This is a genomic window from Pseudoalteromonas tunicata (assembly GCF_002310815.1).
GTDB lineage: Bacteria > Pseudomonadota > Gammaproteobacteria > Enterobacterales > Alteromonadaceae > Pseudoalteromonas > Pseudoalteromonas tunicata.
Map to the genome: position 1 here is coordinate 846,970 of NZ_CP011033.1, position 20,396 is coordinate 867,365.

Consider the following 20,396-nt stretch of genomic DNA (forward strand, 5'->3'; position numbering starts at 1 on the left):
GGTTGTTAAACTCTTAGCGCTTTATCACCTCTAATAAATCCAACCGCGCCAGAGCGCACCACTTCAACAATTTCTGTTTCATTACGTAGTGTATCAATAAACGAAGCTAGTTTATCTGTGCTGCCAACAAGTTGAAGCGAGTAGGTGGTTTTGCCCATATCAATGATTGAACCACCAAACACATCACTAACACGCGTTACAGCAGCTCGAGCTTGCTCATCAGCTGCGCGTACTTTTATTAATACCAGTTCGCGCTCAATATGGTTGGTATCGGTTAAATCGATAACCTTAAGTACATCAACTAGTTTATTAACTTGTTTAGTGATTTGTTCAATAATGCGATCATCACCTTGGGTGGTTATTGTAATTCGTGATAATGAGCTGTCATCCGTGGTACCAACAGTCAGGCTATCGATATTGTACGCACGTTGAGAAAAGAGCCCGACAATGCGCGATAAAGCCCCAGGTTCGTTTTCAAGTAAGATAGCTAAAATTCGTTTCATTATGCTTTTACTCCTTTTTTAAGCCACATCTCATCAATTGCTCCTAAACGAATTTGCATCGGATACACATGCTCTGATTCATCAATACAGACATCAACAAAGACTAATCTGTCAGTAATCGCCATCGCTGTTGCTAGGGCATCTTCTAATTGTTCAGGATAATCAACTCTGATCCCAACATGACCATAGCTTTCTGCTAGTTTGACAAAGTCAGGTAAAGAATCCATGTACGATGATGAATGGCGACCCGAATAAATCATGTCTTGCCATTGTCGAACCATACCTAGTGATCGATTGTTAAGGGAAATAATCTTAACGGCTAATCCATATTGCATACAGGTTGAGAGCTCTTGAATATTCATTTGAATCGAACCATCGCCTGTAACACAGACAGATTCTTTATCAGGAAAAGCAAGTTTTACTCCCATTGCCGCCGGTAGACCAAAACCCATAGTCCCTAAGCCGCCACTATTGATCCATTGGCGAGGTTTATCAAAAGGGTAGTATTGCGCTGCAAACATCTGATGTTGACCAACATCGGAGCTTATATAGGCTTTGCCTTGAGTTACTTTGTATAGCGTTTCAATCACTGTTTGTGGTTTAATTTTACCTTCGACTTTGGTGTAGCTTAGACATTTTTGCTCACGCCAATTATTAATGGTACGCCACCAATCCTCTTGTGCTGCACGGTCAATTTGCAGCTCACTTTTATCAATTTCAATTTGAAGTTGCTCAAATACCGTTGCTAAATCACCGACTACTGGAATGTGGGCTGAAATAGTTTTTGAGATAGATGTTGGGTCTACATCAACATGAACAATCGTTGCGTTTGGACAAAACTTTTTCACGTTATTGGTTACACGGTCATCAAAGCGTGCACCGAGTGCTAAGATTACATCGGCGTTGGCCATGGCTTTATTTGCTTCCAAATTACCATGCATCCCCAACATCCCGATAAAGTTCGGATGAGTACCAGAAATACCTCCTAATCCCATTAAGGTATTAGTGATAGGGGCGTTCAGTGACTCTACAAGCTGAGTCAGTTGCTCTGATGTATCAGATAAAATAATACCGCCGCCAGAATAAACAACGAGACGTTTAGCATTTAAAATTGCCTGCACAGCTTTGCGAATTTGTTTCGAATGACCTTTTTTACTCGGGTTGTATGAACGCAAAGAAATGTCTTTAGGCATGATAAATGGAAACTCAAGCGCAGGGTTTAGAATATCTTTTGGCAGTTCGACTACGACAGGACCGGGACGACCCGTTTTAGCAATGTAAAAAGCTTTAGCTAAAATCTCAGGAATTTCAACGGCGCTGCGACAGTTGAAACTATGTTTCACTATCGGTCTTGAACACCCGACGATATCAGTTTCTTGAAAGGCGTCATCACCGATTAAATTACTCGGAACTTGACCTGCCAGTACCACCATTGGAATTGAGTCCATATAAGCAGTAGCAATCCCTGTTACGCAGTTGGTCGCACCGGGTCCTGACGTTGCTAATACGACACCCACCTGCCCAGTTGCACGTGAAAAACCATCGGCCATGTGGGTCGCAGCTTGTTCATGTCTTACTAGAATATGTTCAACATCGTTTTGTACGTACAATGCATCATAAATATCCAATACTGAGCCACCGGGGTAACCAAAAACATATTTTACCTCAAGCTCCTTCAGCGCTCGCACAACAAGTGCGGCTCCTGACATTATTTCTTGTTCCATCCTCATTCCTTATTCTAAGTCAAAAAAAAACCCCGTCTTAAGTGCGGGGTTTTTTTGAGTGCTGTTTGTTGCTCAAGTTAACCCGCTGGTATCACAACAGTGACCAGTACCACGAGCACAACTAAAACAACACGGTTTAAATTCATATAAAAATTTTAATTAATTATTAACAAGTTCATTTTTATAAGTTTTAGCGATTAATGTCAAGTCAATAAAGAGATTGCTTTTGGATTAAATGTTCTTTTATTTGATGTTAAAACTGATTTTTTGCATTAACTATTTATATTTGAGATTGATTAAGTGAAAGAAGGGTTACTTATTAGCGAAAGTCTGTGAAATCAAACCTACTTGAGAGCACGAAGTTTTTTGTTGTTTATTTTAACGGATAAAAAAAGCCCACATAAAGTGGGCTTACAAACTTATCTATACCTTATAGACGTTCGATTACTGCTTGTGTGAAATCAGTTGTACCATGATTTCCACCTAAGTCGCGTGTGGTACGGTCACCTGTTTTGATCACATCAGCAACAGCATTACGAATACGCTCAGCAGTATCACCCATACCTAAATGTTCTAGCATTTGAATTGATGCTAGAATAACCGATGTTGGATTTGCTAAATTTTTACCCGCTATGTCTGGAGCACTGCCGTGCACAGCTTCAAAAATGGCAGCATCTTCGCCAATATTTGCACCTGGAGCCATTCCTAAACCGCCCACCAATCCTGCACATAAATCAGATAAGATATCACCAAATAAGTTTGTTGTAACAATTACATCAAACTCTTCAGGCGTCATTACTAATTTCATACACGCGGCGTCAACTATCATTTCTGCTGTTTCAATATCTGGGTAAAGGGCTGCTACTTCACGAGCAACTTTTAAGAATAAGCCAGATGTTGATTTTAAAATATTCGCCTTATGAACTATGGTCACTTTTTTACGATTTTCACGACGAGCTAATTCATAAGCAAATACGGCTATTTTTTGCGCGCCTTCACGTGTGATTTTAGACATTGCTTCTGCTTCTGAGCCATCTTCAGAAACAACTTGTCCTAATCCTGAATACATACCTTGGGTATTTTCACGAACGGTGATGATATCGATATCTTCATAGCGTGCTTTAGTACCTTCAAAAGATACAACCGGGCGTACATTTGCATATAAATTAAACTTTTTACGCAAGGTAACATTAATTGATGTAAAACCTTCACCTACCGGTGTAGTAAGTGGCCCTTTAAGGGTGATTTTATTTTTAGCAATTGCATCAATTGTTGCTTGTGGTAATAATTCGCCTGTATTTTCTAACGCAGTTAGACCAGCATCAACAAACTCATATTCAAAATCACAGCCTGCCGCATTCAAAATTTCTAAAGCTGAATCTATGATGCTAGGACCGATCCCGTCACCTTTAATTACTGTGATAATTTGCTTGGCCATTTAAGCTTCCTTTAACAATAGTGTTCTATCAGAATTGATATACGTAATGAAAGAATTAATATTCAATCGTGCTTTATAGCAACTTCGCTGTGATCTTTCCAGATTTAACTGCATAAATACCACTAATTGCTTATAAATGAAGCGTCTTAGAGTAAATTAAACGGATGCAGATTATATTTATCACACAGATAAATATGAAAAGCGGTACTCGGGCGACAGTCTGAAAGATTTAATACTCGAAAAGCTCGCTCTAGAATGCTGTTACTTAATGAGCAAGGATTGATGTCATTGGCATAAATACGATTGAGAGTTGCAAAAGTGATAATCAAACATGACAGTTCAATTGACAAGGTGTTATTGCCTAATTGTTCTATTTGCGGTAATTCGACTAAGGCTTTGTACCAACTAGGGGAAAGATAATTGTCTTTGGTTAGTTTAAACTCTGTTGTAGTGGGCAATAATAAAAACGAGTTTGCACTTAATTGAGTTATGCCTTTTAAAGACAAGTACTGAGGGCATGGACTGATCAGTAAGTCAGGACTCGATTGGAGCACAGCAAGCACATATTTGAGCAATGCGCAGCTTGCTTGCTCAGCAAAATTGTGATGATGGTCTTTCGTTAAGTGCTCAAGTAATTCACTAGCAATGAATAAACGTGCTTCAAGATACACTTGATTTGGGTAGTTAAGCGAGTGTAGTTGTTGTTGTAAGGCTACTTTTTTTATTATTTCTGGAACTCTAGCTGGTCCAAGCAATAAAATGGCATGTTTTAATTCGCTGATTGTTTGTCCTGCACGGACTGTTGCATAGTGGCAAAGCAATTGCGACATTTTGCTGTGGGGTTCACAAGACAAAATAAGTTGTTCAAGCGAAATATGTTTGAAACGTGCTAGAACAGCTAATAAATCGTCCAATGGTTGTTCTTGCATAACGTCAATGGTGATTGGTTTTTGATGTTCTAAACGTTTATTTAATGGTTTAAACCATAAACTATAAATTAAATTATCATCAAGACAGGCTTTTTGAATAAACTTGGTTTGTGATGGCAGGGTATTGGTTTCATTCCAATGACCTTTGGCAGTTAATTTTTGTTCACTGAGCATAAAACTAAGATATCTATCTTCATGAATATGGTCAATGAACAAGTAAAGCTGTTGATTTTGCTGATAACAACTTGCCGGTAAAATCGTGGGTAAAACCTCTGTTAATTTTTTAAGTAGGCTACAGAGATAGCTATTTTTAGTACTGACATAAATGCATTTAATCGCCTCATGTAAACTCATCGCTTGAGCTGATTTAGATAGCGTGATTTTACGAGATAACGCTTCTGATAATGCCACGATACAAGTTGGTTGGTCGAGGGCATATTGAGCCGTATGACCAGCTAAATGTCGATGAGCATCAGGTAAATATTTGAGTACCTGATAAATAATAGGTGCTTTAACTCGACCTGTTTGCATAAGTTTAGCAGCCAATAAATTACGTTGTGCCCAAAGCTTTTTACCTTGTGCTGTTAAAGGTTCGTTATTGGCTAACTGATTAGATTCTTTTTGTGCACAAATCAAATGAATTAAGCAGCATGCAATTAACCCTTGCCTCATTGTTATCGGGATACAGAGTGCATGGCTGATAATGCAACATAATATCGTTTGGTTTATGACAAGGTTGGTTGTAAAGCCCTGTTTTGAAATGTAAAACATGAGTTGAGCTTGCATTGCTCTGGGATGATCAAGATAAGCATTGTCATATTGTTCAGCGAGCAGACTGATAAGTGGGAATAGTTTTGGCCATTTTTCTTTATGATAATAGAGCCGTTGTAACGTATGCGTTGCATTAACCAACTCTTGCAGCTGCTTGGCTGAAAAATCACTCATATTGCTTCGCTATGGTATGCAGATAATGCGCCTAGTCCCCAAGCAATCAAGATCCCGTCTTTAAAAAGGATACCGGTACATTCATCTTGTGTGGTGATACCGTCGGATTTGACATGCTGCGTACGATAAAAGAAAAGCTGATAGACATGATTATTACTATTTTTGGCGAACGTTAAATCAGGCGAGCCCAATTGCTCAAGTACACTCTCACTAGAAAGTTTTTGAGCAGGTTTTAATTTATCAATAAAGCGATTGTTAAAAGCTTCTCTGTCTTGCCAATTCATCGTTGTTGGATCATCTTGATAAAAAATAATGACTAACGAGGCCAACACCGCGTAGAGACCGATCCCTAACAAAATATAACGAATAATTTTTTTCGTCATTAATTTAACCTTTACAGACATTGGCCAATGTGAATTTTTATTTTATTTATCATACCCTATTCGCATTAATATGTTTAAGCTCTTTTTAAGCGTAAATCTTTCAGTGAAAAGCCAAGCGGTAGGTCAACTCGCAAAGTTGCGAGTGTTTTTGAGATAACATATTGGTTGAGTTCACTTTCTATTTTGAGACGAATTTTTTCATTTAGCTCAGTACTCGCTAACGCATGTGTGACTGAAGGATATTGCGCTAATAATGTTTGTGCTGTTTTTTTTCCAATCCCTTTAACACCAGGAATATCGTTTGTCGGATCACCAGCAAGCGCCCAAAATTCGGTCAGTTGATTTTTATTTACTGAAAATTTGTCGAAAATTGTTTTATCACTAACGTATTGCGCTGTGAAATAATCATAAACTTGAATATGCTGGTTCAACAGTGGTAAAAAACCTTTATCGGTTGAGACAATTGTTGAGTTGATGTGTTGTTTTGCCGCTTTGTCTGCAAGGGTTGCAATGACATCATCCGCTTCATCTTCTTGCGGGAAATAGCTAATTACTCCTAGGTTTGTGAGCTGTTTAGCGAAGTGAGTTAGATTGGTTTGTAATACTTCGGGCATCGGTTTTCGATTTAATTTGTAATCGGGATAAAACTGATAGCGCCAACTATTTTCACCATCAAAGACTGCAATTGCATGACTGGGTATTGTTTGTTTCAAAAGTTTACTCACAGCACGTTCGACACGATTAATCGCATTTTTGATTGCGAGCTCTTCTTGATTTGACTGATTACTATCGACAGCATAGATGCGTCGAATAAGGTTCAACGCATCTATGATCAAAAGGTGTTTATTCATTAGGTCTTTATTTTGTAGCAAGGCACATACTTTGTCCCAGGTAATTTCATTCTACCTTGTTTAACAAACGCTTGCAGTAATAAATCCATATCTTGCATTAAGCTTAAGTCTCCTGATAACGAAAACGGGCCATGTTGTTTTATTTCGCGGATCCCTTCATCTTTTACATTCCCAGCAACGATCCCTGAAAAAGCTCGCCTTAAATTAGCCGCCAATTGCTGAGCGGGTTGATTTAAATGTAAATCTAAATTTGCCATATTTTGGTGGGTAGGCGCAAAAGGATTCTGGAAGTCATCATCTATTTTCAACGTCCAGTTAAAGTGATAGGCATCCCCTTGTGATTTTCGATAGTCTCGAACTTGTTGCATATTATCTTTTAGGCGCATTGCAACTGTTTGTGGATCACCAACAATCACTTCGAATTTATCAAGCGCTTGTTTACCGAGTGTTTTCTCAACAAATTGACAAATTTCATCAAAATAAGCGCGACTTTCTACAGGACCAGTAAGGATAACGGGTAAGTGTTGTTTTGCATTATCAGGGTGAAGCAAAATACCCAGAAGATAAAGTAACTCTTCGGCTGTGCCTGCGCCGCCAGGAAAAATAATGATGCCATGAGCAACACGAATAAAGGCTTCTAAGCGTTTTTCAATATCAGGGAAAATAACCAGTTCATTAACGATTGGGTTTGGTGGCTCTGCCGCAATGATGCTTGGTTCAGTTAAGCCTAAATAACGGTTGTTCTTAATCCGTTGTTTTGCGTGGCCAATGGTAGCGCCTTTCATCGGACCTTTCATGGCACCTGGTCCACAACCAGTACAAATATTAAGCCCTCGAAGACCTAATTGATAACCGACTTCTTTGGTATAACAATATTCAATTTCGTTAATCGAATGACCCCCCCAGCATACAATCATATTTGGATCGGTATTAACTGGTAGTGCATTGGCATTTCGTAGCATGTCAAATACTACATGAGTAGTGTGTGCTGAATCAGTAATGGTTGGGTGGGGCGAATCATATTTACTATTAATGAATAAAATATCACGGATCACTGAAAATAAATGTTCGTGGATCCCGCGAATAATCTGACCATCAACAAAGGCGGTTTGCGGAGGATTGAGCAACTCAATTTTGATCCCACGTTCACGGCTCAATAAGTTAATTTCAAAGTCATGGTACTTATTATAAATTTCATCACTGGAATCGGTATGACTGCCAACATTTAAAACGGCAAGGGAACAATTGCGGAACAATCGGTATAATTCTGAGGTGGAAGACTGTTTTAGGGAATCCACTTCTACCTGAGAGAGTAAATCTAAACTGCCAATCGGATTAAGCTGTACTAGCATTGATATTTCCTTCTATCGCTCAATAACTATTTATTAAATATAGTTTTTTTAAGATAGAAGGCAATATTTATTTTTTGATAACTAAGCGATCTCGTCCGGTTCTTTTGGCTTCGTATAGTGCATCATCGGCACGATCAAAGACTTCTTGTGTCGTATCAACAGACATAAATTGGGTTGCACCAATTGATATTGTGATTTGCACACTGGTATCTTTAAATTTAAATGGAATAGCTTTTATTGCTTTCCTAATTTTTTCAAGTGGTTGAATGATCTGTTTTAAATCAGTATCAGGCATGATGATGATAAATTCTTCACCACCAAATCGTGCTATAAAATCGGTATTTCGTACGGTTTTCTTCAGGGCACTGGCAATCACTTGCAGCGTTTTGTCTCCCGCACTATGACCAAAACTGTCATTTATTCTCTTAAAATGGTCAACATCAATTACAACAAGACATAAGTTTTTATTATTACGTTTAAAACTATTGAACTCGAGTTGAAAACGCTCATCAAATGCTGCTCTATTAGGCAATTTGGTTAGGCTGTCTTGTAAGCTTTTAAATTTTTGTTCGGCAAGACGTTCGCGATAAATTGAGGTCTCTTTTTCAAGGGAGTCAATTCTTGTTTGCATTACTTTTAATGACTCAGTAATGCATTCTCGTTCTTGGATTTCGAGTTCTTCTTTGTATTTTATATCTAAAGTTAGGGCTTCGAGTTTTTTGCCAACAATAAGTTTCAATTCAGTAATAGAATTAGCTTGTTGGCTTTGATCATTTAGTTGGTAGATTTTATCTTCAATTTGCTGATTCAATTGTGCCATTCGATGGCCAACATCTTTAGAGCGATTAACTGAATCAAGTAGTGTTTGGTGCAATAAAGAAAGTGTTTCGTTAATGGCAAATAAGAAACTTTGTGCGGTTTGTCTTTCTTGAGAAATAGTTGCAACAATCAGACGGATGATATTAATACAACTATCTAACAAGACATTAAGCTGATGATTCGTTGAGATACGTTGTTTTATGTAGTCTATTTTCTTGGCGCTTTCGCCTTCAAATGCAAGTTCACTGGTTAGATTAAGTAATTCATTTGCTAAATCAGGTGATAACTGTTCTGGCTCAGAGCTTAAATCGCCATGTTTATTATTGAGAACTTGATGGTAGATCTCGACCAAATTTGATAATACCGGGACAAAATCTTGAGTAGCTTTAATATCATTGAGTTCATTAGTTAATAAGTTTCGCAAACTGCGGCGCAAATCATCAGGTACACCTTTAGATTGCTGTAACCGTTTACCTGCATCGTTAACGGTTTGATGTAATTCACGAATGTTAGCATCTTGGCGACTTTCTTGTTGTTGTAGGAGAATACTGATGTCGTCAATCAATGGCTTTAACCGTTCAAAATCGATTCCTTTACTAATCGAAGAACGAAAATTAGCTAAACGATTATCGAGCTCGATATCGATTCCTTTACACGTTAAAGAAAGTTTAGAAACAAACTGCACTAAAGTCGCGATTTGGGCATGACGAGCTTGTTCAATGACATTACGACTTTGAATAGTTGATGCGAGTTTCTTTTCTAGAGACTCTATTTCCTTATTATTCGACACAGATGTTCTTTTTCCTTCTACAACTTAACTTTGAAGACTTAGTTGATTATATGCAAATCGTTCAATAACTCCATGCTTTAAGTTAAATTTCCTTTTCAAAAGGTGTATATAAATCGATTCAGTTACTTATCGCAAAGGCTAGAAAATAGCGTTTGAGCTTGTTACTCTGCAAAAATAATAATTGATAAGGAACAACGAGTGAACAAACTATCACCATTAGCCTCTTTTTTACTGCTTTTATCGTCAGGAACAGTCTTCGCTGATGTTAATTATAAGCTCGAAATTAATCAGCCAGAACACCACCTTTCTAATGTTGCTGTGCAATTTCCTAAAACGGCACAATCTTATCTAGATGTAAAGTTACCTTCTTGGCGAACTGGTCGATACGAAGAACTTAATTTAGCCAATGGTGTACGTTTTTTTGAAGCTAAAGATGCCAGTGGTCAAGCACTGAAGTGGCATAAAATTGAAAAAAGCACGTGGCGGGTTGAATTACCTGAGCCTGCGAGTATTACCGTCAACTATCAAGTTTATGCTAATGAGCTTGGTAATCGTTCGCGTCATATTGACGATAGCCATGCCTATATTGATGCTTCAGGTTTTTTTATGTACAGCGAGAGCTTTAGGGATGAGCCCGTCACGGTGCAATTGGAAGTGCCTAAAAAGTGGCGAAGTGTCTCTGGTTTAAAATCGGGTAAAAATAAACATTCATTTGTAGCGCCTAATGTCGATGTTCTTATTGATTCTCCAATCGAAACCGGTATTAATCAGTGGTTTGAGTTTGAAGTGGATGGCCGACAATATGAATTAGTTATCTGGGGCCACGGTAACTATGATGTTGATTTAATGCTCACTGATTTAAAAAAGTTAGTTAAAACGGGCGATGCGATCTGGCAAGGTTATCCATTTGAGCGTTATGTTTTTATGGTACACGCAACTTCGGGTGCACGTGGTGCAACTGAGCATTTAAATTCAACTATTATCCAACGATACCGTGAAAGTTTTCACAAACGTGACGATTATCTGGAGTTTATCTCAACAGCAGCTCATGAGTTTATTCATACTTGGAATGTTAAAGCATATCGACCTCAAGGCTTAGTTCCTTATGATTATATCAATCCAAATTACAGCCGCATGTTATGGATTTCTGAAGGTTCAACCAGTTATTTAGAAGATCATTTATTATTACGTAGCGGTATTAAAACAACCAAGGAGCTTTACAAGGGCTTAGCCAAATCGATTAATCGTCATCTTGAAACACCTGGAAGAGAAGTGCAGTCTGCAGCCGATACTAGTTTTGATAAATGGATTAACCAAGGGGGCGATCATGGTCGCAACTTTAGTACCAATATCTATTCTGAAGGGTCATTGATTTCATTGGCACTTGATATCGATATGCTTGAGAAAACTCAAGGTAAAAAAAGCTACCGTGATGTACATAATGCGCTATACCAAGATTTTGCCTTACCCAAAGGATTTACAGAACAAGATGTTAAAAACATTTTACAACAGTTAACAGGTATTGATTATGCAACTTGGTGGGCACAAAACGTTGATTCGCCAGCCAATTTAGACTTTGATCGTCTGCTTGGCGTTATAGGTCTTGAATTGGTTTATCCTAAAGAGAGTAAATTTGTTGCTGATGCTGAATTTTCTGCACGCAGTGGTAGTGAACTTCCAACTCTTACAGCGGTAAAACGAAATGGTGCAGCTTGGCAAGCGGGTTTAACATCAGGTGATGTAATCGTTGCTGTTAATGGCCACAAAGTACCGGCTGATTTAAAAGGTTACTTTGAACAATTTAAAATTGGTGAAAAAATAGCGGTAGATTTTTTTAGACGTGATACCTTACTCAAAACTGATTTAGTCTTAGCCCAAAAGTCTGATAAAGATAAAGTAATTCAAGTTGTTAGTGAGCCAACAGAACAACAAAAATTATTATATAAAGCATGGATTGGTTTAGATTTAGAAACTAAATAATTCAACTTATTTATTATAAATCAATAAAGGCACTTCAAAATGAGGTGCTTTTTTATTTATTAAACACAAATTGATAATGCTGGCTAGTGTTCTGACTTTTGCTAGGTCATACTAGCTATATTCTGTAGGTTATTGATCATTAGTTCTTTTTACGGGTAAATTAGTAATCGCGATGCAATTAAATACGGTGAGTAAACCAAAAAGACGCGCTTGGTTGCGCAATACTCTGAAAAGCTCTCAAAAAGAAGCGGTCGCTTCTTCTACTATGACAGCGACCAGCGATAACTTCTTTAATGCGTATGCTATTTCTTTGGGAGCTTCGATGGCCCAAATGGGGTTGGTAACGGGTTTGCCACAGCTATTTGGTGCAGCAGCTCAGTTATTGTCTGTTTGGTTGGCAAGTCATTTTAAGCGTCGTACATTTATTGTTACTTGCGCTTTAGTACAGGCATGTATTGTGGCTGCAATAGCCGCACTTGCGACCTTAACTCCTGATCATGCTGTCTATTATTTTATCGCATTTGCCGTGTGTTATCATGGCTGTTTAAATCTTATCCAACCACATTGGCGTGCTTGGATGGGAACAATAGTGCCAAAACGGCGACGAGGTGCTTTTTTCGCTTCCCGTACACGTTTAACCATGATTTCTTCTTTAAGCATGTTTTTTATCGGTGGTGGTATTTTATCTTTAACAGATTCATTGGCGATGACTTGGCTTGGATTTACATTGCTATTTTCTATCGCTGCCATGGGGCGTTTCATATCGGCTTTTTTACTATTGAAAATGCACGATCCAGTGCAAAAGATTGAGGCTGAAACAGCAGTATTTTTTAATACGTTTGCAAATTTTAAATCTGCTTGGAAAGATCAAACTTTTCGTCACTACAGTTTATTTGTAGGCTTAATGCAAGCGATGGTAGCAATCTCGGCGCCATTTTTTGCTGTGTATATGCTCGAAGATCTTAAATTAAGCTATTTTGAATTTGTGATGACCAGCGTGGCGTCAATCCTTACTCAGTTTTTAACGTTGAAGTTTTGGGGTCGTTATAGTGACCAGTTTGGAAATCGTTTAGTGATGATCATTACCAGTAGCCTCATTCCGACATTACCAATGATGTGGCTTGTTTCTGCTGATTTTTATTACATCTTATTAATCCAAGCATTTTCGGGTTTTGCGTGGAGTGGCTTTACGCTCAGTACCGCAAACTATCTATATGATATTCGCCCGTTTCGCTCTGACTTTGCTACCTATGCAGCATTGCAAGCAGCGTTAGGTGCAGCAATGGTATTTGTTGGTGCAATGGTTGGTGGACAAATTGCCTCACATGCGCCAGAAGTCGTGAGTTATTTTGCGATTAGCAGCTGGCAAGCTCATCCCTTGCTGTTAGTTTTTGTGGTGTCGAGTATTCTGCGGGCAATGGTCACGTTATGGTTTATCCCGCGTTCAGTAGAACCGAATATTCGTCCTCGTCCTAAATTGCTTAATGTTATGTTTAGAGTCGCCCGATTTAATGCTATTTCAGGTGTCAGCTTCGATTGGTTAACGATTATAAAAAAACGTGAAGATAAAAGTAACGATGGCTAAAAAGAAAGCCTAATTATTTTGCGGTATCTTTTTTGCTAAGATGAGCATCAGCGCGAGGGGTGGCTAAAATAACATCACGCTCGCGCTGGGTTAATAAAATCCAATCATAAATTTCATCTTCAGTGCGACCGCAGCCCGTACAATAGCCACTTAAACGATGGCATTGGCCAATACAGGCAGTTTTTAATTGGCTCGGTTTTAATTTTTTCATTTTTTACTACTTACTTCGTTTTTGGCGCATGGTTCAGTTAATAACATTATCAAGGTTATAAATGACTTAGCACAGCGCATCTGAAAGTCATCAACGGATATAAATAATATGATAAAAGTTATTTTGATGGTTGTGCAGTGCCAACAGTGACACTTGTTTGCCAGCTTTGAGACACTTTGGCCAAGGTACTTGCAGATAACACCGTAATTTCAGGTTGCAGCGGCGCACTAAAGGTTGCACGATGAACCCCATTAATCAGTGACTCTGTTTTATGCCATTGCTTCATATCGAGGCATGAAGCAATAATACTAACGGCCTGTTGATAACTAGATACAGCTTCAGTAGCTTGAGAATAGACTTTTTGGCATTGATAATTACTGCCTGTGGTAACTTGGCTTATCTGACATGCATCGCCAACTAAATGGTACTTAGCTTGCCATACGTCCATGAACTTATTACTTACCTTGGCCATTTTAAGTGCGTTAAATTGACTTGGATAACTTTGTAATAACCCCTCTACTTTTTGACATGCAGTAAGGTCGTCAATTTGTTGTTGTATGACTGGGTTGGCCGTGGTGCAGCCGCTAAGTACACAGACAGTTGAGAAAAAGGCTAGGGGAAGTTTCATAGTCACAGTCCAAATCAATTTTGCAAAATGATAACTAACCAAGCAGTCAAAAGCTATGATTTAAGGCAATTAGAGTTAAATCAGTCTAAACCGACTTAACTCTGTTTGGAGTCCTTATTTGTGGCGTTTTTCTAAATTAGCAATTACTTCTGTTACTGGTACATCTGCTTTTTGTAATAAAACCAGCAGATGAAATAATAAATCCGCAGATTCATTAATCAGTTCTTCACGGTCTTGTTTAACAGCTGCAAGTGCAACTTCCACGCCTTCTTCCCCAACTTTTTGTGCACTGCGACTGATGTCTTTAGCAAACAATGAAGCAGTGTAACTGCTTTCTGGTGACGCTGTTTTACGTGATTCAATTACGCGATTAAGCTGACCTAAAAATGCCCAATCCGGTGTTGCGCCAGGAAAGCAACTTTGAGTGCCCAAATGGCAGGTAGGGCCGTCAGGCGTTGCTAAAATCAAAATGGAGTCATGATCACAATCAGTATGAATATCAATTACATGCAAGTAATTTTTAGAGCTTTCACCTTTTGTCCAAAGACGCTCTTTTGAACGACTATAAAAAGTCACTTTTTCGGTGGTTAAAGTTTGCTCCAGCGCAGCCTTATTCATAAAGCCTTGCATTAATATTGTGCCAGTTGCGATATCTTGAACAATCGCAGGGATCAGTTCACTTTTTGCAAAGTCTAGGTTTTGATAATTGCTTAAATCTAACTTCATAGTCGAGTTGCCACCTGATTTTTGGCTAAAAATTGTTTAAGTTGTGGAATATCAATGATGTTTTTATGAAACACACTTGCAGCCAGTGCACCATCCACATTTGCTTGATGAAAAACATCAACAAAGTCTTGCATTGTACCGGCTCCGCCAGATGCTATGAGCGGTACATGGCAGTGTTCACGAATTAAATTGAGTTGTTCGATATCGTAACCATTACGCACACCATCTTGGTTCATGCAGTTTAAAACAATTTCACCTGCACCTAAATCTTGTACATGCTTAACCCAATCTAGGGTGGTGTAACGGGTGCGCGAAGAGGCATTGGGATCACCTGTCAGCTGGTAAACTAAATATTGATTTGTTTCTTGGTCATAAAAACTGTCGATACCGACAACCACACATTGTTTACCAAACTCATCATGTAACTGTTTGATTAACTGTGGATTTGCGATAGCGGGGCTGTTAATGCTGATTTTATCTGCGCCTTGTTCGAGTACTCGACCGGCATCGCTTACTGATTTAATGCCACCGGCAACACAAAACGGAATATCAATGTGGCGTGCAATCGTTTCGACCCAAGTTAAATCAAGCAGTCTTTTTTCAACACTGGCACTGATCTCGTAAAACACCAGTTCATCAGCACCTGCGTCGCTGTAAGCTTGGGCAAGGGGTAAAATATCACCAATTATTTCGTGTTCTTTGAATTTCACACCTTTAACAACTTGGCCATTTTTAACGTCTAAACAAGGAATTATGCGTTTGGACAACATGTAATGGCCTCCTCAACACTAAAGGCGCCATCTAATAGTGACTTACCCAAAATAATGCCGCTGACACCAAGCGTTTTTAATTTAGCAATATCATCAAGGGAGCTTACGCCACCAGAGGCTTGGACTTGGATATCAGGGAATTGAGTTAGTAAGTCTTGATACAAAGGAAAAGATGGGCCAGTCATGGTGCCATCTTTACTGATGTCCGTGCATAAGAACTCATTGACGCCGAGCGATTTGTAAAAAGCAACTAACTCAAATAATCCAAGTTCTGCATTGTTAAGCCAACCATGGGTTGCCGGAAGCCAGCCGTTTTCAGTCTTGTTCACGTCCAAAGCGATGACAAATTTCTCTGGGCCAAATTGGCTTATCCAAGCTTTCACTGTCTCGCTCTTCTCCACAGCCATCGAACCAATCACTACTTGCTTCGCGCCTGCTGCTAGCCAAGTGCTGATGTCTGACTCGCTTCGAATGCCGCCGCCGATTTGAAAGGGTACTTTGAGCCCTTCTAATGCTTTTTGAATGTGTTGCCATTGTTTTTTGCTCGGATCTCGAGCGCCCTCTAAGTCTACTAAATGTAATTTAGACGCGCCGCTTCCTGCGTACTCGGCTAAGCGAGCACCTAACTCATATGGGTAAAATTGCGCAGTATCGTACTTGCCTTGGTATAGACGAACAATACGGTTTTGTAAAACATCTAATGCTGGAATGATCACAGTTTAAGTCTCTCTGTTTTTGGTCGCCTAAATGCGCCATTCAATAAAGTTTGTTAATAATCGAGCGCCAACTTTGGCTGAACGTTCAGGATGAAATTGCATACCTGCAAAATTATCTTTGGCCACAATGGCAGAAAATCGCTCGCCATATTCACCACTTACTAAGGTTGCACTATTAACGCTATGGGCAAAACTGTGTACAAAGTACACTTGGTCAGATGCTAATAAGCCCTGAGTAAGAGCATGAGCTGACTCAACGTGCAAATTATTCCAGCCCATGTGGGGTGATGTCAGTTGCCCGGTCTCAAGTAACGATACTTTGCCAGGGATCAAGCCTAAGGTATCGATATGACCTTCTTCAGTCGATTCGCACAGCAATTGCATTCCTAAACAAATGCCCATCAATGGCTTTTGATACTCAGTAATGGCGGATTGCCAGCCACCATCAATTAAGCGTTTCATCGCAACACTTGCATGGCCAACACCAGGCAGTACCGCGCGGTCAAAATGAGCCAGTTGCTCTGGTTGGCTAATCACTTGTGTTGGGCAATTTAATCGCTCAAAGGCAAATCGTACAGAATTTATATTGGCACAACCGGTATTGATGATAGCAATCATAACATTCCCTTTGAGCTGGCCAATACTTGAGTGGCGTCTTTAGCTATGGCCATTCTAAGTGCGCGTGAAAACGCTTTAAACAATCCTTCAACTTGGTGGTGACAATTGCCATCACTAATTGACAAAATTAAGCTTAATGCTGAGTTATCGGTCAGGCTTTTAAAAAAGTGTTCGACCATTTGGACATCCATATCGCCTACTTTTTCTCGGCTGAAGTTGGCGTTTAATACCAACGATGCACGACCCGACAAGTCAATCTGGGCTTCAGCTTTGCATTCGTCCATTGGCAAGGCAAACCCATAACGTGCGATTTGTGATTTTGTGCCAAGAGCGGTTTTGATTGCTTGACCGAGCGCAATGCCAATGTCTTCAACGAGGTGGTGTTCATCGATGTATAAATCACCCGAGGCTTTGATATCGAGCTCAATATTGGCGTGAGTGCGAATTTGATCTAGCATGTGATCAAAGAATCCAAGCCCTGTTTCAATACTGCCTTTTGCTGGGCTATCTAGATTAAGCCTGAGTGCAATTTGAGTTTCTTTGGTATTACGTTCAATTAGGGCGCAGCGGTTAGGCGTTAATAAACGCGTTGTAATACTTTGCCAATCGCCTTGGTATAAAATGCCTTCGCAACCAATGTTTTCGGCCAAGCCGATATCAGTTTGGCGATCGCCAATCACAAAAGAGCGTGATAAATCGACCTTGCCTGAACGCAAATAACCAGTCATAAGCCCTGTTTTAGGCTTGCGGCAGGCGCAGTTATCTTCGCTAAAGTGTGGGCAAATTAATACGTCTTCAAATTTAACCCCTTGGCTGGTGAAAATATCCATCATGTGGTTTTGTGCCACATGGTAATTTGCTTCAGGGAATGAATCAGTGCCTAAACCATCTTGATTAGAAACAATCACTAAGCGATATCCCGCAGCTTGTAATTGTAATAGAGCAGGGATAACGCCCGGTTCTAATTTTACTTTGGCAACACTGTCGACTTGTTTGTCTTCGATTGGCTCATAAATCAGGGTGCCATCACGGTCAATAAATAAATAGGGAAAACTCATTACTGCTTACTCTTATTGTTGATTGATGGCATCAAGCCAAATGGATACTTGTTTAAGTTCTTGTTGATTACCAATGCTGATTCTAAGCCAAGCATTTGAACCAAAAAGGGTAAACGGGCGCATTATTAATCCCATTTCTTTTGCGATGTCGAGCACACTGACACTATTGAGTTCAACGGTGACAAAATTACCTTCACCAGTTAATACCGATTTTATGGCACTTGATTGCTTACATTCTTTGATTAATTGTTGCTTAAATTGGTTTAGGTCGGTTACTTGCTGCTGCATTGTGGTGATTGAGCTTGGGGTGAGTGCATTTTCAGCAATCCGTGCAACTACAGTTGAAACTGGATAAGGTGCAATGACTTTTCGAACCGGTGCCAGTATTTCTGGGCGCGACAACATAAACCCAGTGCGTAAACCCGCCAGACCAAATGCTTTAGAAAGCGTACGCAAAATAACGATATTATTACATTGCTCAAGTAAAGATAAAGCCGACTGCTCAGGGCAAAATTCAATGTAAGCCTCGTCAACCACAATCAATGTTTTACTGCCAACTTGTACGCTGATTTCTCGGATCCTATCAACAGACACCATTGCCCCTGTTGGATTATTTGGATTGCAAATAAAAACTAACTTGCTAGTGCCAATTTCTTTAATCAATGATGCAATGGAGCCTGTTTGTAATTCAGCTTGTGTTAGCGCGTTAAGAGCCACATTGTGACTTTCTGCAGTTACTTTATACATGCCATACGTTGGCAAAAACAACGCAATGCTGTCTTGTTGTGGAATACAAAAAGTACGAATTAATAGTTCAATACCTTCATCAGCGCCACGCGTCATTAAAACCTGATTATTATTAAGGTTAGAATATTGCGCATAGGCGTTGATCACAGCCTCAGGTTGAGGCTCTGGGTAACGATTCAAATCATCAAGTGTAATACTAATTTGTTGTGAAAAAGGGCTTTCGTTAGCATTTAGCCATGTAGAACCAGTGATTTTTTCACTTTTTGCCGAACTATATGCTGTTAAGTTCGCAATGTTTTTTGGTAACAACTGTTCAATAAAATTAATCATTTACGATACTCTCTAATCGGATCGATACGGCTTTGCCATGGGCATCAAGTCCTTCAGCAGCAGCTAAAGGTAAAATGGCTTTGGCAAGTTCAGTTAAGCCACTTTTTGAAATAGTTTGTATGGTATAAGTACGATAGAAATCAAGTAGGTTTAAACTTGAATACACTTGGCTATAACCATAGGTCGGTAATACATGATTGGTGCCAGAAGCATAATCACCTGCCGATTCTGGAGTAAAGTCGCCAACAAATACTGAGCCTGCATTTTTAACTAAATCAAGGTAGGGCGTGGCATCACCAAGTTGTAAAATCAAGTGCTCTGGACCGTATTGGGCCGAAACCTCAAACGCTTGCTCAATTGAATCAACTAAAATGAACGACGAGTTTTCAAGCGCTGCACCAGCAATGTCTTTTCGGCTAAGGTTATTTAACTGTTTAGATAATGCAACCTGAGCGGCTTCAATGATATTGGCACTGTTTGTAACTAATACCACTTGCGAATCTTCACCGTGCTCTGCTTGAGAGAGTAAATCTGCCGCAATAAACTCAGGATTTGCACGTTCATCGGCAATAACTAACACTTCCGAAGGACCTGCTGGCATATCAATCGCAAGACCTGGGACTTGCTGCGCCACTAACTGTTTAGCCATAGTGACAAAACTATTTCCAGGGCCAAAGATTTTAAATACTTTAGGAACCGACTCTGTACCAAAGGCCATTGCAGCAATAGCCCCAGCGCCACCCGCTTCAACAATCGTTGTTATGCCACAAAGTTGTGCAGCATATAAAATAGCTGGATTAATTGTTTCACTGCCTTTTACTGGCGTTGCCAATACAATTGTTTGTGCCCCTGCAAGTTGTGCCAGCACCCCTTGCATTAAAACCGAAGAAGGTAGCGGGGCGCTTCCGCCTGGCACATAAATACCTACTGCAGCAATGGCTTGATATTTCAACTCACACACTACACCTGGCGTAGTTTCAATTTTTAACGCTTTGGGTTGCTGCGCCTGATGAAATTGCTTGATGTTGTTATAGGCAATATCAATCGCTGTTTTAAGCTCAGTTGTTAATAAACTTGATGCTTGCGCAATTTCAGCGTGTGGCACTAATAAACGGGCATTGCTGCGCTTATCAAACTGCTGAGCTAAATTCAGTAACGCTTTATCGCCTTGCTCTTTTACTTGCTCTAAAATAGCGGCAGTTGCTGTTTGAACCGATTGACTTTGTTTTACCGCAGGGCGCAATAACGCCTTTTGTTTCTCAATTGCGGTAGCCTCATTCCACAGGATCATTG

Annotated in this window: 19 protein-coding genes; 2 read left to right on the forward strand and 17 right to left on the reverse strand. The window is 39.6% G+C overall.

Annotated features, from left to right (window positions below):
* Window positions 1-5 precede the first annotated feature (5 nt).
* From ilvN to PTUN_RS21125, 8 genes are all read right to left on the reverse strand, one after another.
* Window positions 6-503: an acetolactate synthase small subunit gene (ilvN, locus tag PTUN_RS21090; RefSeq protein ID WP_009836671.1), complete on the reverse strand. Its 498-nt coding sequence runs from the start codon at window positions 501-503 to the stop codon at window positions 6-8.
* Entirely contained in the window at window positions 503-2,227 is a 1,725-nt protein-coding gene (locus PTUN_RS21095) for an acetolactate synthase 3 large subunit (RefSeq protein WP_009836670.1), read from the reverse strand. The genes ilvN and PTUN_RS21095 overlap by 1 nt, the downstream gene beginning before the upstream one ends.
* Before the next feature lie 430 nt (window positions 2,228-2,657).
* Entirely contained in the window at window positions 2,658-3,665 is a 1,008-nt protein-coding gene (locus PTUN_RS21100) for an isocitrate dehydrogenase (protein ID WP_009836669.1), read from the reverse strand.
* Window positions 3,666-3,811: 146 nt separating this feature from the next.
* Window positions 3,812-5,539, reverse strand: a complete 1,728-nt coding sequence (locus tag PTUN_RS21105; protein ID WP_009836668.1) for a hypothetical protein — start codon at window positions 5,537-5,539, stop codon at window positions 3,812-3,814.
* Entirely contained in the window at window positions 5,536-5,922 is a 387-nt protein-coding gene (locus PTUN_RS21110) for a DUF3192 domain-containing protein (RefSeq protein ID WP_040643437.1), read from the reverse strand. The genes PTUN_RS21105 and PTUN_RS21110 overlap by 4 nt, the downstream gene beginning before the upstream one ends.
* A 74-nt stretch (window positions 5,923-5,996) precedes the next feature.
* Window positions 5,997-6,773, reverse strand: a complete 777-nt coding sequence (gene xni / locus PTUN_RS21115; RefSeq protein ID WP_009836666.1) for a flap endonuclease Xni — start codon at window positions 6,771-6,773, stop codon at window positions 5,997-5,999.
* Window positions 6,773-8,125, reverse strand: coding sequence for a nucleotide 5'-monophosphate nucleosidase PpnN (gene ppnN / locus PTUN_RS21120; protein WP_009836665.1), 1,353 nt, complete (start codon window positions 8,123-8,125; stop codon window positions 6,773-6,775). Before ppnN ends, xni begins: the two co-directional genes overlap by 1 nt.
* Window positions 8,126-8,192: 67 nt before the next feature.
* Window positions 8,193-9,734: a GGDEF domain-containing protein gene (locus tag PTUN_RS21125; protein ID WP_009836664.1), complete on the reverse strand. Its 1,542-nt coding sequence runs from the start codon at window positions 9,732-9,734 to the stop codon at window positions 8,193-8,195.
* A 198-nt stretch (window positions 9,735-9,932) separates the two neighbouring features.
* Between PTUN_RS21125 and PTUN_RS21130 the strand changes: the two genes are divergently transcribed.
* Window positions 9,933-11,714: a M61 family metallopeptidase gene (locus PTUN_RS21130; protein ID WP_009836663.1), complete on the forward strand. Its 1,782-nt coding sequence runs from the start codon at window positions 9,933-9,935 to the stop codon at window positions 11,712-11,714.
* Between the two features lie 172 nt (window positions 11,715-11,886).
* Window positions 11,887-13,299, forward strand: coding sequence for an MFS transporter (locus PTUN_RS21135; RefSeq protein ID WP_009836662.1), 1,413 nt, complete (start codon window positions 11,887-11,889; stop codon window positions 13,297-13,299).
* Between the two features lie 13 nt (window positions 13,300-13,312).
* On the opposite strand, the gene PTUN_RS21140 is transcribed toward PTUN_RS21135, so the two are convergent.
* The 9 genes from PTUN_RS21140 to hisD all read right to left on the reverse strand — a co-directional run bounded on the left by PTUN_RS21140 (window position 13,313) and on the right by hisD (window position 20,394).
* Window positions 13,313-13,510 carry a DUF1289 domain-containing protein gene (locus PTUN_RS21140; RefSeq protein WP_009836661.1) on the reverse strand — a complete coding sequence of 66 codons (198 nt, stop codon included), beginning with the start codon at window positions 13,508-13,510 and terminating at the stop codon, window positions 13,313-13,315.
* Window positions 13,511-13,628: 118 nt separating this feature from the next.
* Window positions 13,629-14,138, reverse strand: coding sequence for a hypothetical protein (locus PTUN_RS21145; protein ID WP_009836660.1), 510 nt, complete (start codon window positions 14,136-14,138; stop codon window positions 13,629-13,631).
* 114 nt (window positions 14,139-14,252) lie between these two features.
* The gene (gene hisIE / locus PTUN_RS21150) at window positions 14,253-14,864 is read right to left on the reverse strand and encodes a bifunctional phosphoribosyl-AMP cyclohydrolase/phosphoribosyl-ATP diphosphatase HisIE (RefSeq protein WP_009836659.1); all 612 of its coding nucleotides are present in this window, start codon (window positions 14,862-14,864) and stop codon (window positions 14,253-14,255) included.
* Window positions 14,861-15,634: an imidazole glycerol phosphate synthase subunit HisF gene (hisF, locus tag PTUN_RS21155; RefSeq protein WP_009836658.1), complete on the reverse strand. Its 774-nt coding sequence runs from the start codon at window positions 15,632-15,634 to the stop codon at window positions 14,861-14,863. Before hisF ends, hisIE begins: the two co-directional genes overlap by 4 nt.
* The gene (locus PTUN_RS21160; protein ID WP_009836657.1) at window positions 15,616-16,350 is read right to left on the reverse strand and encodes a 1-(5-phosphoribosyl)-5-[(5-phosphoribosylamino)methylideneamino] imidazole-4-carboxamide isomerase; all 735 of its coding nucleotides are present in this window, start codon (window positions 16,348-16,350) and stop codon (window positions 15,616-15,618) included. The genes hisF and PTUN_RS21160 overlap by 19 nt, the downstream gene beginning before the upstream one ends.
* A gap of 27 nt (window positions 16,351-16,377) precedes the next feature.
* Window positions 16,378-16,968, reverse strand: a complete 591-nt coding sequence (gene hisH, locus PTUN_RS21165) for an imidazole glycerol phosphate synthase subunit HisH (protein WP_009836656.1) — start codon at window positions 16,966-16,968, stop codon at window positions 16,378-16,380.
* Window positions 16,965-18,026 (reverse strand): bifunctional histidinol-phosphatase/imidazoleglycerol-phosphate dehydratase HisB, encoded by a 1,062-nt coding sequence (gene hisB / locus PTUN_RS21170; RefSeq protein ID WP_009836655.1) that lies wholly within the window; start codon window positions 18,024-18,026, stop codon window positions 16,965-16,967. The genes hisH and hisB overlap by 4 nt, the downstream gene beginning before the upstream one ends.
* 12 nt (window positions 18,027-18,038) lie before the next feature.
* The gene (gene hisC / locus PTUN_RS21175; RefSeq protein ID WP_009836654.1) at window positions 18,039-19,103 is read right to left on the reverse strand and encodes a histidinol-phosphate transaminase; all 1,065 of its coding nucleotides are present in this window, start codon (window positions 19,101-19,103) and stop codon (window positions 18,039-18,041) included.
* The gene (gene hisD, locus PTUN_RS21180) at window positions 19,096-20,394 is read right to left on the reverse strand and encodes a histidinol dehydrogenase (RefSeq protein ID WP_009836653.1); all 1,299 of its coding nucleotides are present in this window, start codon (window positions 20,392-20,394) and stop codon (window positions 19,096-19,098) included. The genes hisC and hisD overlap by 8 nt, the downstream gene beginning before the upstream one ends.
* Window positions 20,395-20,396: the final 2 nt, after the last annotated feature.

Coding starts and splice junctions, on each gene's coding strand:
- ilvN (WP_009836671.1), bottom strand. CDS start 503: ATGAAACGAATTTTAGCTATCTTACTTGAAAACGAACCTGGGGCTTTA.
- PTUN_RS21095 (WP_009836670.1), bottom strand. CDS start 2,227: ATGGAACAAGAAATAATGTCAGGAGCCGCACTTGTTGTGCGAGCGCTG.
- PTUN_RS21100 (WP_009836669.1), bottom strand. CDS start 3,665: ATGGCCAAGCAAATTATCACAGTAATTAAAGGTGACGGGATCGGTCCT.
- PTUN_RS21105 (WP_009836668.1), bottom strand. CDS start 5,539: ATGAGTGATTTTTCAGCCAAGCAGCTGCAAGAGTTGGTTAATGCAACG.
- PTUN_RS21110 (WP_040643437.1), bottom strand. CDS start 5,922: ATGACGAAAAAAATTATTCGTTATATTTTGTTAGGGATCGGTCTCTAC.
- xni (WP_009836666.1), bottom strand. CDS start 6,773: ATGAATAAACACCTTTTGATCATAGATGCGTTGAACCTTATTCGACGC.
- ppnN (WP_009836665.1), bottom strand. CDS start 8,125: ATGCTAGTACAGCTTAATCCGATTGGCAGTTTAGATTTACTCTCTCAG.
- PTUN_RS21135 (WP_009836662.1), top strand. CDS start 11,887: ATGCAATTAAATACGGTGAGTAAACCAAAAAGACGCGCTTGGTTGCGC.
- PTUN_RS21140 (WP_009836661.1), bottom strand. CDS start 13,510: ATGAAAAAATTAAAACCGAGCCAATTAAAAACTGCCTGTATTGGCCAA.
- PTUN_RS21145 (WP_009836660.1), bottom strand. CDS start 14,138: ATGAAACTTCCCCTAGCCTTTTTCTCAACTGTCTGTGTACTTAGCGGC.
- hisIE (WP_009836659.1), bottom strand. CDS start 14,864: ATGAAGTTAGATTTAAGCAATTATCAAAACCTAGACTTTGCAAAAAGT.
- hisF (WP_009836658.1), bottom strand. CDS start 15,634: ATGTTGTCCAAACGCATAATTCCTTGTTTAGACGTTAAAAATGGCCAA.
- hisH (WP_009836656.1), bottom strand. CDS start 16,968: ATGATTGCTATCATCAATACCGGTTGTGCCAATATAAATTCTGTACGA.
- hisB (WP_009836655.1), bottom strand. CDS start 18,026: ATGAGTTTTCCCTATTTATTTATTGACCGTGATGGCACCCTGATTTAT.
- hisC (WP_009836654.1), bottom strand. CDS start 19,103: ATGATTAATTTTATTGAACAGTTGTTACCAAAAAACATTGCGAACTTA.
- hisD (WP_009836653.1), bottom strand. CDS start 20,394: ATGATCCTGTGGAATGAGGCTACCGCAATTGAGAAACAAAAGGCGTTA.